This is a genomic window from Streptomyces odonnellii, from assembly GCF_000981895.1.
In the GTDB taxonomy this organism is placed as follows: Bacteria; Actinomycetota; Actinomycetes; order Streptomycetales; family Streptomycetaceae; genus Streptomyces; species Streptomyces odonnellii.
In genome coordinates, this window is sequence record NZ_LATD01000040.1 from 16,168 (window position 1) to 28,318 (window position 12,151).

At 71.6% G+C, this 12,151-nt stretch carries 8 protein-coding genes; 3 read left to right on the forward strand and 5 right to left on the reverse strand.

Translation table 11 applies throughout. The features are described 5' to 3' along the window. Positions 1-524 precede the first annotated feature (524 nt). Positions 525-911, reverse strand: a complete 387-nt coding sequence (locus WH07_RS06125) for a VOC family protein (protein WP_046496263.1) — start codon at positions 909-911, stop codon at positions 525-527. Positions 912-966: 55 nt separating this feature from the next. Between WH07_RS06125 and WH07_RS06130 the strand changes: the two genes are divergently transcribed. Beyond that, positions 967-1,740 (forward strand): nucleoside/nucleotide kinase family protein, encoded by a 774-nt coding sequence (locus WH07_RS06130; RefSeq protein ID WP_106409514.1) that lies wholly within the window; start codon positions 967-969, stop codon positions 1,738-1,740. Positions 1,741-1,993: 253 nt separating this feature from the next. Continuing rightward, on the forward strand, positions 1,994-2,959 hold the full coding sequence (locus WH07_RS06135; protein ID WP_046496265.1) for a hypothetical protein: 966 nt from the start codon (positions 1,994-1,996) through the stop codon (positions 2,957-2,959). 11 nt (positions 2,960-2,970) lie between these two features. Here WH07_RS06135 and treZ read toward each other — a convergent pair whose 3' ends face one another. Together treZ and WH07_RS06145 are read right to left on the reverse strand one after the other, a co-directional pair. Further along, entirely contained in the window at positions 2,971-4,701 is a 1,731-nt protein-coding gene (gene treZ / locus WH07_RS06140) for a malto-oligosyltrehalose trehalohydrolase (RefSeq protein WP_408645807.1), read from the reverse strand. Positions 4,702-5,119: 418 nt separating this feature from the next. Further along, a complete protein-coding gene (locus WH07_RS06145; RefSeq protein WP_046496266.1) occupies positions 5,120-6,211 on the reverse strand; it encodes a lytic polysaccharide monooxygenase in 1,092 nt (363 codons plus the stop codon). A gap of 262 nt (positions 6,212-6,473) precedes the next feature. On the opposite strand from WH07_RS06145, the gene WH07_RS06150 reads away from it, so the two are divergent. Continuing rightward, on the forward strand, positions 6,474-7,028 hold the full coding sequence (locus tag WH07_RS06150) for a DUF1707 and FHA domain-containing protein (RefSeq protein ID WP_046496268.1): 555 nt from the start codon (positions 6,474-6,476) through the stop codon (positions 7,026-7,028). 267 nt (positions 7,029-7,295) lie between these two features. Here WH07_RS06150 and treY read toward each other — a convergent pair whose 3' ends face one another. After that, the gene (gene treY, locus WH07_RS06155; RefSeq protein ID WP_046496281.1) at positions 7,296-9,668 is read right to left on the reverse strand and encodes a malto-oligosyltrehalose synthase; all 2,373 of its coding nucleotides are present in this window, start codon (positions 9,666-9,668) and stop codon (positions 7,296-7,298) included. 192 nt (positions 9,669-9,860) lie between these two features. Then, positions 9,861-11,981 (reverse strand): glycogen debranching protein GlgX, encoded by a 2,121-nt coding sequence (gene glgX, locus WH07_RS06160; protein WP_046496271.1) that lies wholly within the window; start codon positions 11,979-11,981, stop codon positions 9,861-9,863. Positions 11,982-12,151: the final 170 nt, after the last annotated feature.

Below are 12,151 nucleotides of genomic sequence, written 5' to 3' on the forward strand. Positions count from 1 at the left end.
CGCGACACCGCCCGGCACCACTCGGCCCCGGAACGTATTCGTTCCGGTCCCGGAATCCGCCCGCCGTGCCCGCACCCGGGCGCCGTGGCGGCTCGTCGTACCGGCACCGCCGGCCGTGCCCGCCCGTCGTCGGCCGTGCCCGCTCGTCGTACCCGTCTAGGCCCTGTCCGGCCGGTCTTCGCGGGCCCGCGACGCCTGGCACGGCACCTGGCTGGGTTGTCGGAGTCGCCCGAGTACGTCCAGTACACGGGCGATCCTCCGCCTTGCGATGCTCCCCCGTGGCCTGAACGGCACGGGAGGGGCCCCCTCCTCCGGACGCCGCGGTCTGATCCACGAAGATCGACCGGACAGGACCTAGGGTCTTTCGTTTGGGTCTGGCTGGATCAGGGAGCGGGGTCTGGTGCCGTGGATCGCAAGGCGGAGGAGGGAGCCCACGCGGAGCGTAGGCGACTGACGACAACGCCGCGAGGCGCGGTGCCGGGGCCCGCGAGCCCAGCAAGATCCAAACGAGAGGCCCTAGCGCCCTACGCGGGCTGGAGCAGGTCCCAGAGGTTTCCGTACAGGTCCTCGAAGACCGCGACCGTGCCGTACGGCTCGTCGCGGGGCTCCTCGACGAAGCGGACCCCCGCCGCCCGCATCCGCGCGTGGTCGCGGGCGAAGTCCTCGGTGTACAGGAAGAAACCGACCCGCCCGCCGGTCTGCTTACCGACGCTCGCACGCTGTTCGGCGTCCTTGGCGCGGCCCAGGAGCAGACCGGTGCCGGTGGAGCCGGGCGGCCTGACCACGACCCAGCGGGAGCCGTCGCCTCGGTCGGTGTCCTCGACGAGCTCGAAGCCGAGGGATCCGGTGTAGAAGGCGATGGCCTTGTCGTAGTCGTCCACGACGAGGGTGATCAGGGCGATGAAGGACATACGGGTGAAGTTATACGTATGACCGGCGGCCCGGCAAGATGGAACAATGCGGTCCATGGATGCGCAGCAGATCGCCGAGCTGACCGCCCGCGCCCGCCGCCTCGCGGACTCGGACGGCGGCGCGGACTCGGGCGCTGGGCCGGACTTCGGCGCTGGCCCCGGCTTCGGTGGCGAGCCGGGCTTCGGCGGGGAGCCGGGCCCCGGCGGCGGATCCGGCTTTGGCGGCGAGTCGAGTCCCGGCGGCCGGTCGGGTACAGGCCGCCGCCGCATCCTCGGTATCGCCGGGCCGCCCGGTGCGGGCAAGTCCACCCTCGCCGCCCGCTTGGTCGAACGCCTCGACGGGCTCGCCGTACTCGTCCCCATGGACGGATTCCATCTCGCCCAGGCCGAGCTGCGCCGCCTCGGCCGGGAGCACCGCAAGGGCGCGCCCGACACCTTCGACGCGGCCGGCTACACCGCCCTGCTCGGCCGGCTGCGCGCCCCCGAACCCGGCACCGTCGTGTACGCGCCCGCCTTCGACCGCTCGCTGGAGGAGCCGGTGGCGGGCAGCATCGCCGTACCGCCCGGGATCCCGCTCGTGATCACGGAAGGCAACTATCTGCTGCACGACGAAGGCCCCTGGGCCCCGGTCCGTACCCTCCTGGACGAGGTCTGGTACCTGGACCTCGACCCGGCGGTCCGGGTCGCCCGGCTGGTGGACCGGCACGTGCACCACGGCAAGGACCGCCCGTACGCCGAGCGCTGGGTCGCCGACTCCGACGAGCCCAACGCCCGCCTGGTGGACCGCGGCCGGTCCCGCGCGGACTTCGTGGTGGCCGTGGGCCTGTAGGGCTCCCGGCGGGCCCGGCCGGCCCGTCCAGCGCTTCGCGGACACGGCGCAGCCGGCCCGGCAGTCGCGGGCACCCGGCGAACCAGCACCCTCACCGCATTAGCATCGGAGGTACGGATCACCGGTGTGGCCTGGTGCGGCCCGGTGCGGCGGTGATCCATGGAATGGAACGGACACGGACGCATGGCGGCCGGGACGGACCCGATGGCGCCGGCGCGGCGAGCGCCGGCCTGGGATGAGCGGAGGCGATGGCGTGGGGCTGTTCCGACGAGGGCCGAAGCGTGACGGTCGCGACACGACGCCTAGGGACCCCGCCTTCTCCTTCTTCTCGGTCGACGAGGCCGCGCGGTTCCGCAGCCAGGTCCGGGAGGCCTTCGCGGAACGCGGTCTGGAGGTCACGCTCTACCCGGACAGGGTGACCGACAGCGCCGGCCGGCAGTTCGGTCTCGGCAATCTCGCGGCCGTCTGTCACAACGACGACCGCGGCCCGCGCGTCTGGGGCGAGCTGGTGCGCCGTCATGTCGGCATGGTGCTGCGCACCATGGACTCCCCCTCCGCCCTGGACACCCTGGCGCCGGAGCAGATCCGCTCGCAGCTCTACCCCCGGGTGATCAGCGAGGACGGTCTCGATCCGCAGACCTTCGGCTATGCCCGCTCGGTCGCCCCCGGGCTGTACGAGGTGCTCGCGCTCGACCTGCCCGAGAGCGTCATGATGCTCACCGACGAGGCGCTGGAGCCGCTGGGCGAGACCCGGCACCTGCGCGAGCGGGCCCTGCGCAATCTGCGTGAACTGCCGGTCGAGGGCCGCGAGACCATCAAGGACTCGGACGGCACCCGCTTCGAAGTGGTCCTCGGCGACTCCTTCTACACCGCGAGCAGGGTGCTGGCCCTGGAGACGGTGGTCCCGCAGGTCACGGGCCGGCTGATCCCGCCGGAGGGCGCGCTGGTCGCGATGCCCTTCCGGCACCAGCTCGCCTTCCATGTCATCCGCGACCGCACCATGATCCCGTCCCTGAACGCCATGGCCTCCTTCGCCGCCTCGGGGTACGAGGACACCCCGGGCGCCATCAGCCCGTACGTCTACTGGTGGCGCGGCGGCACGCTCACCCAGCTCAGCGACGAGGACGAGGACGGCGAGGGGCTGCGGATCGTGGTGGGCGAGGACTTCCAGGCGCTGCTGGAACGTCTGCTGGAACGGGACCCACCGGACACGGACTGAGGGGTCCCGGCTCAGTCGTCGGCCAGCACCACGCCCGACTCCGGCGGCAGGCGCAGCATCCCGTCCGCGTCCGGCGGCGCGACCGGCTCCCAGGCGGCGAGTACCCGGCCGCCGCCCCGGTTCCTGCCGCCGCCCAGCGGGATCAGCGCGGGCTCGCCGGAGAGGTTGACCGCGATCCGCAGATCGCCTCTGCGGTACGCCAGCCAGCGTTCCTCCTCGTCGTACGCCACCTTCGCCGCCGCGAGATCCGGGTCGGAGAGGTCCGGCTGGCCGTGGCGCAGGGCGATCAGCTCGCGGTGCCAGGCCAGCAGCCGCGCGTGCGGCTCCTTGCCGGTCTCCGAGCGGTCCAGACAGGACCGTTCCCGGGTCGCCGGGTCCTGCGGGTCCGGGATCTCCTCCGCCGCCCAGCCGTGCGCCGCGAACTCCCGGCGGCGGCCCGTCCGTACCGCCTCGGCGAGCACCGGGTCCGAGTGGTCCGTGAAGAACTGCCAGGGCGTGGCCGCGCCCCACTCCTCGCCCATGAACAGCATCGGGGTGCAGGGCGCGGTCAGTACGAGCAGCGCGGCACAGGCGAGCAGACCGGGGGAGAGGGTGGCGGAGAGCCGGTCGCCGAGCGCGCGGTTGCCGATCTGGTCATGGGTCTGGGCGTAACAGAGGAAGCGGTGCGCGGGCGTTCTCGTACGGTCGAGGGGGCGGCCGTGCGTACGGCCGCGGAAGCTCGAATACGTGCCGTCGTGGAAGAAGACCCGGGTGAGGGTCTTGGCGAGCGCGGCGAGCGGCTCGCGCGCGAAGTCGGCGTAGTAGCCCTGGGATTCACCGGTGAGCGCGGTGTGCAGGGCATGGTGGAAGTCGTCGTTCCACTGGGCGTGCAGCCCGAGGCCGCCGTCCGCGCGGGGCGTGGTGGTACGGGGATCGCCGAGGTCCGACTCGGCGATCAGGAACAGCGGCCTGCCCAGCTCGGCGGAGAGCGTGTCGACCGCCGCCGACAGCTCTTCGAGGAAGGTCAGCGCGCGCCGGTCGGCGAGGGCGTGCACGGCGTCCAGCCGCAGCCCGTCCAGCCGGAAGTCCCGCAGCCAGGCCAGGGCGCTGCCGAGGAGATACGCCCGTACCTCGTCGGAGCCGGGGGCGTCGAGGTTGACGGCGGCGCCCCAGGGCGTGCGGTGGGTGTCGGTGAAGTACGGGCCGAAGCCCGGGAGATGGTTGCCGGACGGGCCGAGGTGGTTGTGCACCACATCGAGGACGACACCGAGCCCCAGGCCGTGCGCGGTGTCGACAAAGCGCTTGAACGCCTCGGGCCCGCCGTACGGTTCGTGCACCGCCCAGGGCGAGACCCCTTCGTACCCCCAGCCATGGGTTCCCGGGAACGGGCACACCGGCATCACCTCGACGTGGGTGATCCCCAGCTCGGCCAGCGGCGCCAGCAGCTCCGCCGCCGCGTCGAAGGTGCCCTCGCGGGTGAAGGTGCCGATGTGCAGCTCGTACAGGACCGCGCCGGGCAGATCGCGTCCCCGCCAGTCGGTGCGCCACCGGTATGCCGCCTGGTCGACGACGGCGCTGGGTCCGTCCGGTCCGTCCGGCTGGCGGCGGGAGCGGGGATCGGGGAGTACGGGGCCGTCGTCGAGGGCGAAGCCGTAGCGGGTGCCGTCGGCGGCGGGCGCCTCGGTGGCCCACCAGCCGTCCCGGCCGGGGACGCGGTCCATGGGCAGCCGGGTGTACGTCGGCGGCATGTCGTCGGGGGACATGTCTTCCTGCCCCATGCCCGTGGGCCTCACGTCTGCGGGCCCCATGTCTTCCCGCGCCATGTGGTCCGGAGCCATGTGCGCCGACGACATGTCTTCGGGCCCCATGTGGTCCCGCCCCATGTCCTCCAGATGGAGGGTGACCCGGTCCCTGGCCTCCGGTGCCCACACTTCGAAGCGCACGAGCGGTTTCCCCTTGTCTGCGGCAGTCGTTCGGCGGACGTCGGCCTGGTGATGCTCGGCCGTCACCCCATGGTCGCAAGGGACCCGGCCCGCCGCACGGGGTGGGGTGAGAGCGGCGAGCCGGGCCGGAGCGTGGGCCGTGCGGGCGTACGGACGGGGTCAGCGCGTACGAGTCATCCGCGCGCCCCGACCCTGTCGTACATGCCGTGCGCTTCGCGCGGACCGGACAGCGGCCGGGTCAGTGGACCGAGCAGGGTGGCGTGGTGGCCGTGTCCGGCGGTCCTCCCGAGGCGACATAGCCGAAGGTCGTGGAGGCACCGGCCGCGAGCGAGCCGTTCCAGTCGGTGTTGTGGACCATGACCTCCTGTCCTCCGTACGTGGCACTGCCGTTCCACAGGTTGTCGACCTTCTGTCCGGACGGCAGGGCGAACTCGACCATCCAGCCCAGGATCGGATGGGTGCTGGTGTTCTTCACCGTGACCTCGGCCTGGTAGCCGCCGGCCCAGGAGCCGGTGGTGGTCCGGGTCGCGGTGCAGGTGGCGGTGGGGTCGGTCGGTGGGTCGGTGGGCGGATCCGTCGGGTCGGTCGGGTCCGTGGTGCCGGGGTCGCCGACACCGGTCACCTCGCCGTTGCCGCCGTCGAAGACCACGTCCGAGCAGCTGTAGAAGGTCTCCTGGCTGTCGGAGCGCTGCCACACCATGTAGATGATGTGGCGGCCGGACTTGCCGCTGGGCAGGGTGCCCCGCCACTTGTACGCGCCCTCGACGGTGCCGACGGAACCGGTCACCTGCGGGTGGTCGACGGTCAGGAAGGGCGTCGACTCCAGGTCGTCCCAGGTGAAGGTCTTGGTGGGGTCGAAGCCGTTCTTGGTGACGTACACATAGAACCAACCGGGGTGCGCCGCCCAGGCGTTGTACGAGAAGTCGAGCGAGGCGCCGGAGGTCAGGTGTGTGAGCGGCCAGTCGTTCCGCGGCTTGTTGAAACCGGAGAAGGTCGTGTTGCCGCCGCTGCAGAGCTGTCCGTCCGGGATGAAGCCCTTGGTGCGCCCGGCGCCGTCGGAGCGCAGCACCGAGAACCAGTTGTAGAGCGGGGTCGTACCGCTCTCCGCGACGGCCGCCTTGCAGGCCGGGTTGACGGGCTTGATCTCACCGGTGCTGGTCAGGCCGTCACGCCAGCACATGAACGTACGGCTGGCCGGCTTCATGGGGGTGCCATGGGCGGTGGAGGTCCCGCCGCTGCCGACGACCAGCAGAAGGGCGGGAAGAACGGCGAGCAGGGCGAGGAGAACGGCTCTGCGGGGATGTAACAACCACAGGGGTGGGCGAGTCATGGCGCGAGTCCCTTCAGCGTGATCATGACAAGTGGTTGAGCGATTGGGAGCGCTCCCAATCCGGAACGTAGCGCCGGTGGGCCGCGCTGTAAACGGCTTGCGCCCGGAAATTCCCGGAGCCGCCCCGAACGACGGACGCGAGGGCGGACAGGGCAGGCCGCCAACGGCTCTCTGTCCGCCGTCCGTAACGGTCGTAACGGCCGGCCCCGGTGCGTCCGTAGTGTCTGGACACCTCAGGGCCGTCCGACGGACAATCACCTGTGTGACGTCCTCCTTCGAGTTCCACACGTATCCCGCGCGGCTCTCCGACGCCGAGCGTGACCGTGTCCTCGCGGTGCTGCGGGAGGGTGTGGCGAAGGGGATGCTGTCGCACGACACCTTTCTGCGCCGGATGGATCTCGCGCTGGCGGCCCGCAGGGCCGATGAACTGCGGCCGCTCACCGCGGACTTGGAGCCGACGGCCGAAGGGCCCTGGTCACGGCGGCTGTTCGGCACGGTGAGCCGGGTGTCCGCGTTCTCCGTACGGCTGCGCAGGGCCTGGCAGGCGGAGCGGCTGCCGAAACTGCTGCTGCCCCAGCCGGGCCCGTACCCCCTCCGTATCGGACGCGATCCGATGAACGGGCTGCGGCTCAGCCACGACACGGTCTCGCGGCTGCACGCGGAACTGAGCATGCAGGGCGGAGTGTGGGTGCTGCGCGACCTGGGCTCGACGAATGGCACGACCGTGAACGGACGGCGGGTGACGGCGACGGCGGTGGTGCACGACGGGGACCTGGTGAGCTTCGGCCAAATGGGCTTCCGCCTGGCGGCAAACTGACCACACGGCCGCCCCCGGCGCGGTACGCCTCTGCCGGGCCGCCCTGCCCACGCACATCCCGCGCCGCGCCGCCGAGCGCCCTCGCGACACACCCCTTGTGGGCTCTGGTGTCGCCGTGGCAGTGGCACGAGGAGTACGACCACGATCGGTGGCGTCACGCCAAGTATTGGAACGCGCATGAGGAGACGGAGCGCGAAACCCTTCTGCGAGGTCTGCTCGGTGAGCGCTCGGCTGACATGAGTTGGTAGCGCGGTTTCGGCGCAGCCGTCAGATCCGGCGGCTCAGCAAGGCCACCGGGCGGGCCGCGAACAGCGCCGTCAGGTCGATCGGGGTGCCGCCCTCGAACTCCCGTGCCGGGGACGCCAGCAGGTCCGTCCAGTGGCCCTCCGGCAGTGTCAGTTCCGTACCCGCCCAGCCGCCCGACTCGGTCAGCCGCAGCGGCAGCCGGGTGACGGCCGTGACCGCCTCGCCCGAGCGGCAGAAGGCCAGACAGTGGGCGGCGGCCGGGCCGTTCGCGTGCAGGGGCGTGTATGTGCCCGACTCGCCGAACACCGACGGCCGCTCGCGCCGCAGCCGCAGCGCCGCCGCCGTCACCGCGGTCTTCTCGTCGGGCGGCCCGGCGCTGAAGGGCCGGCGGTTGTCCGGGTCCACCAGTGCGAAGTACGAGCGCTCCGTGCCCTGGTAGAGATCGGGCACCCCCGGCATGGTCAGATGCACCAGCGCCGCGCCCAGCGCCCCCGCCCGTACGTACGGGTCGAGCGCGCGACGGAACTCCGCGACCGCCTTGCGCGCGGGCCCGGCCGGGCCCGCCTCGGCGAAGGCCGTCACCGCCTGCTCGTACAGCGGATCGGGGTCGGTCCAGCTTGTGTGCAGGCCCGCTTCCCGTACGGACTTGAGCAGCGCGGGCACCATCCGCGCCCCCTCCGGAGGGCCGGCGTCCTCCGGAGGCGTGAAGCCCACCGCCGTCTGCCACGCCTGCCACGCGAACTGCGGATCCGGCGCCGCCGCCCCGGCCGCCCCCGAGACCCGCTCCAGCAGCGCGGCCCAGCGGCGCGGGCACTGGGACAGCACCGCGATCCCGGCCCGTACATCCGCGCTGCGCTTGGTGTCGTGCGTGGTCAGGACCGTACCGGTGGCGGGCCAGTCGCGCGCCAGCCGCTCGCAGTACGTGTGAAAGCGCTCCGGACTCACCGCGGGCCTGCCGGGATCACCGCCCACCTCGTTCGCCGAGATCAGCGGCACATAGCGGTAGAACGCCGTGTCCTCCACGGACTTGGCGCGCAGCGCGGACGCCGTCTGGGCGAAGCGGGCGCAGAACGCGACGTGGTCCGGGCCGCCGCCGAGCCTGCCGAGCGCCAGCTCCCGCACCGTGTCCACGGCCGCCGCCTCCTGCTCCACCGCGAACGCGGCCTTCGCCTGCCGGACCGCCTCCGCCGGGAGCGCCGCCTCCGCCGCCTCCGAGCACGGCCCGCCCGCCGTCGTATAGGGCCGGTAGACGGGCACCCGTACGAGCAGCTCCTGGATCGCCGTACGCAGCGCCCAGGGCGCGTGGTCGCGCAGAGCCGGATCGGCGTCGCAGATCCGGCGCGCCGTGCGCAGCAGATGGGAGACCTCGGCCGCCAGCTCATGGAGGACGACCTTGTAGGCGGCCCTGCGGACCGTCCCCTCCCAGTAGCCGCCGCGGTCGCCGATGGGGCCCGCCACCTGGCGGTAGTGCCGCTCCAGCGCCGCCGCGCCCGCCGGGTCCGTGAAGACCCCGTCGACATGGCGCAGCGCGTCGTAGCCGGTGGTGCCGGCGACCGGCCAGCCGGCGGGCAGCCGTTCGTCGTCGGCGAGGATCTTCTCCACCACCGTCCAGCAGCTCCGGCCCGTCGCGGCCGTCGCCTCGTTCAGCCGGCGCAGATACTCCTCAGGGTCGGCGAGCCCGTCCGGGTGGTCGATCCGCAGACCCTCGACGACCCCGTCCCGTACCAGCTCAAGGATCTTGGCGTGGGTGGCGGCGAAGACCTCGGGGTCCTCGACCCGCAGGCCGATCAGCTCGGAGATGCTGAAGAAGCGGCGGTAGTTGAGTTCGGTACGGGCCAGCCGCCACCAGGCCGGCCGGTAGTGCTGCGCGTCCAGCAGCTCCGGCAGCGGCAGGTGCTCGGTGCCGGGCGCGAGCGGAAAGCGGGCGTCGCCGTGCCTGAGCACCCCGCCCTCGACGCGCAGCGCGCCCAGCTCGTCCCCGACCGGGGCCGGCAGCACCGGCAGCAGCAGCTTGCCGCCGCCCGCGTCCCAGTCGATGTCGAACCAGCGGGCGTACGGCGAGTCGCGCCCCTCGCGCAGCACCTCCCACAGGGCCCGGTTGTGGACGGGCGCGGCGGCCATGTGGTTGGGCACGATGTCCAGGACGATCCCGAGGCCGTGCTCCCCGGCGGTGGCGGCCAGCCGCCGCAGCCCCTCCTCGCCGCCCAGCTCGGCCCGTACGGCGGAGTGGTCGACGACGTCATAGCCGTGGGCCGACCCCGGCACGGCCTCCAGGACCGGCGAGAGATGCAGATGCGAGACCCCGAGCGCGGCGAGATACGGCACCGCGCTCTCTGCCGCCGAGAAGGGGAAGTCCGGCTGGAGCTGGAGCCGGTAGGTAGCGGTGGGCGTCATACGATCGTACGTACCCAGCCGGGCGGCTTCTGTGTCATCCGCCACCCGGCGTACGGTCCCGCCCGGGTACGAGCGGGCGCGCCGGGGATCCGCCGCAAGGCCCCTCCCGCGCAGGCGGGAACCGGGGCCCGATCCGGGTGGGTACCGGGCCCGATCCGGGCGGGAATCAGGCCCCGATCCGAAGGACAGGCACTACGCCGGACGCATCAGTACCGTCATGCTCCGGCCCGGCATGGTGATCCGCTCGCCGCCGTCGACCTTCTCGCCCTGACCCGGAGCCACCCCCTCGGGGCGGGCCGTGTCCACCATGATCCGCCAGTGCCTGCCGTGGTTGAGCGGCACCACGAACTCCAGCTTCTCGGCGCTCGCGTTGAACATCAGCAGGAACGAGTCGTCCGAGATCCGCTCGCCGCGCGGACCCGGCTCCGAGATGGCGTTGCCGTTCAGGAAGACCGTCATGGCCTGCGCGTGCGCTGCCTGCCAGTCCTGCTGCTTCATCTCCTCGCCCTCCGGCGTGAACCACGAGATGTCCGACAGATCGTCGTGCGTGCCCTCCACCGGCCGGCCGTGGAAGAAGCGCCGCCGCCGGAACACCGGATGGTCGCGCCGCAGCCACACCATCGCCCGGGTGAACTCCAGCATCCCCGTGCCGTCCTTCTCGCCCGGCTCGGGCCAGCGGACCCAGGAGACCTCGTTGTCCTGGCAGTACGCGTTGTTGTTGCCGCCCTGCGTACGGGCGAACTCGTCGCCGTGACTGAGCATCGGCACGCCCTGCGAGAGCATCAGCGTGGCGATGAAGTTGCGCATCTGACGGTCGCGCAGCTCGTTGATCGCGGGATCGTCGGTCTCGCCCTCGACCCCGCAGTTCCAGGACCGGTTGTGGCTCTCGCCGTCCCGGTTCGACTCGCCGTTGGCCTCGTTGTGCTTCTCGTTGTACGAGACGAGATCGCGCAGCGTGAAGCCGTCGTGGCAGGTGGTGAAGTTGATCGAGGCCAGCGGCCGGCGCCCGTCGTCCTGGTACAGATCCGACGAGCCGGTCAGCCGGGACGCGAACTCCGCCAGGGTCCTGGGCTCGCCCCGCCACAGGTCCCGTACGGTGTCGCGGTACTTGCCGTTCCACTCGGTCCACAGCGGCGGGAAGTTCCCCACCTGATAGCCGCCCTCGCCCACGTCCCAGGGTTCGGCGATCAGCTTCACCTGGCTGACCACCGGGTCCTGCTGCACCAGGTCGAAGAACGACGACAGCCGGTCCACCTCGTGGAACTGGCGGGCCAGGGTCGCCGCGAGATCGAAGCGGAAGCCGTCCACATGCATCTCGGTCACCCAGTAGCGCAGCGAGTCCATGATGAGCTGAAGGACATGCGGGCTCCGCATCAGCAGGGAGTTCCCGGTGCCGGTGGTGTCCGTGTAGTAGCGCGCGTTCTCACCGAGGCGGTAGTACTGCGCGTTGTCCAGGCCCCGGAAGGAGAGCGTCGGACCGAGGTGGTTGCCCTCCGCCGTGTGGTTGTAGACCACGTCGAGGATGACCTCGATCCCGGCCCGGTGCAGCGCCCGTACGGCCTGCTTGAACTCCAGGACCTGTTCGCCCCGGTCGCCCCACGAGGCGTAGGCGTTGTGCGGGGCGAAGAACCCGATCGTGTTGTAGCCCCAGTAATTGCTCAGTCCGGAGTCCACCAGCCGGTGATCGTTGACGAACTGGTGTACGGGCATCAGCTCCAGTGCGGTGACCCCCAGCTCGGTGAGATGTTCGATCACCGCCGGATGGGCCAGCCCCGCGTAGGTGCCGCGCAGTTCGTCCGGCAGCTCCGGATGGAGCATGGTCAGGCCCTTCACATGGGCCTCGTACAGCACCGTACGGTGGTAGTCCGTACGCGGCAGCCGGTCGTCGCCCCAGTCGAAGTACGGATTGACGACCACCGAGGTCATCGTGTGCGGTGCCGAGTCCATGTCATTGCGGGAGTCCGGCTTGCCGAAGTGGTAGCCGTACACCGACTCGCCCCACTCGATACTGCCGCTGATCGCACGCGCGTACGGATCGAGGAGCAGTTTGGCGGCGTTGCAGCGGTGTCCGCGCTCCGGTTCGTACGGTCCATGGACCCGGAAGCCATAGCGCTGACCTGGCATGATGCCCGGCAGATAGGCATGCCGCACAAAAGCGTCCGTCTCGCGCAGCTCCACCGCCGTCTCTGAACCGTCGTCGTGCAGCAGGCACAACTCGATCCGGTGCGCGACCTCTGAGTAGACCGCGAAGTTGGTGCCGGCGCCGTCGTACGTGGCGCCGAGGGGATACGTCTGTCCCGGCCAGACCTGCATAGCTACGACTCTTCCACTTCTGATCCGGGTGCTGCGGGGCCCAGGGCCTGTCGCCCTAGAGCCAGATCTTCCCCGAAAGAGGCCCTTCGACCTAGGAACCCCGTGCGTTCTTGGCGCGGGGTCAGGGTGCCGGGTCCGCGTCGGGGGCGGGCATCGGGCCGGGCCGGGGC

Excerpts from the sequence above, each read along its gene's own strand:
- WH07_RS06145 (WP_046496266.1), bottom strand. The coding sequence starts at position 6,211 with ATGACTCGCCCACCCCTGTGGTTGTTACATCCCCGCAGAGCCGTTCTC.
- WH07_RS06125 (WP_046496263.1), bottom strand. The coding sequence starts at position 911 with ATGTCCTTCATCGCCCTGATCACCCTCGTCGTGGACGACTACGACAAG.
- WH07_RS06130 (WP_106409514.1), top strand. The coding sequence starts at position 967 with ATGGATGCGCAGCAGATCGCCGAGCTGACCGCCCGCGCCCGCCGCCTC.
- treY (WP_046496281.1), bottom strand. The coding sequence starts at position 9,668 with ATGACGCCCACCGCTACCTACCGGCTCCAGCTCCAGCCGGACTTCCCC.
- treZ (WP_408645807.1), bottom strand. The coding sequence starts at position 4,701 with ATGTCCCCCGACGACATGCCGCCGACGTACACCCGGCTGCCCATGGAC.
- glgX (WP_046496271.1), bottom strand. The coding sequence starts at position 11,981 with ATGCAGGTCTGGCCGGGACAGACGTATCCCCTCGGCGCCACGTACGAC.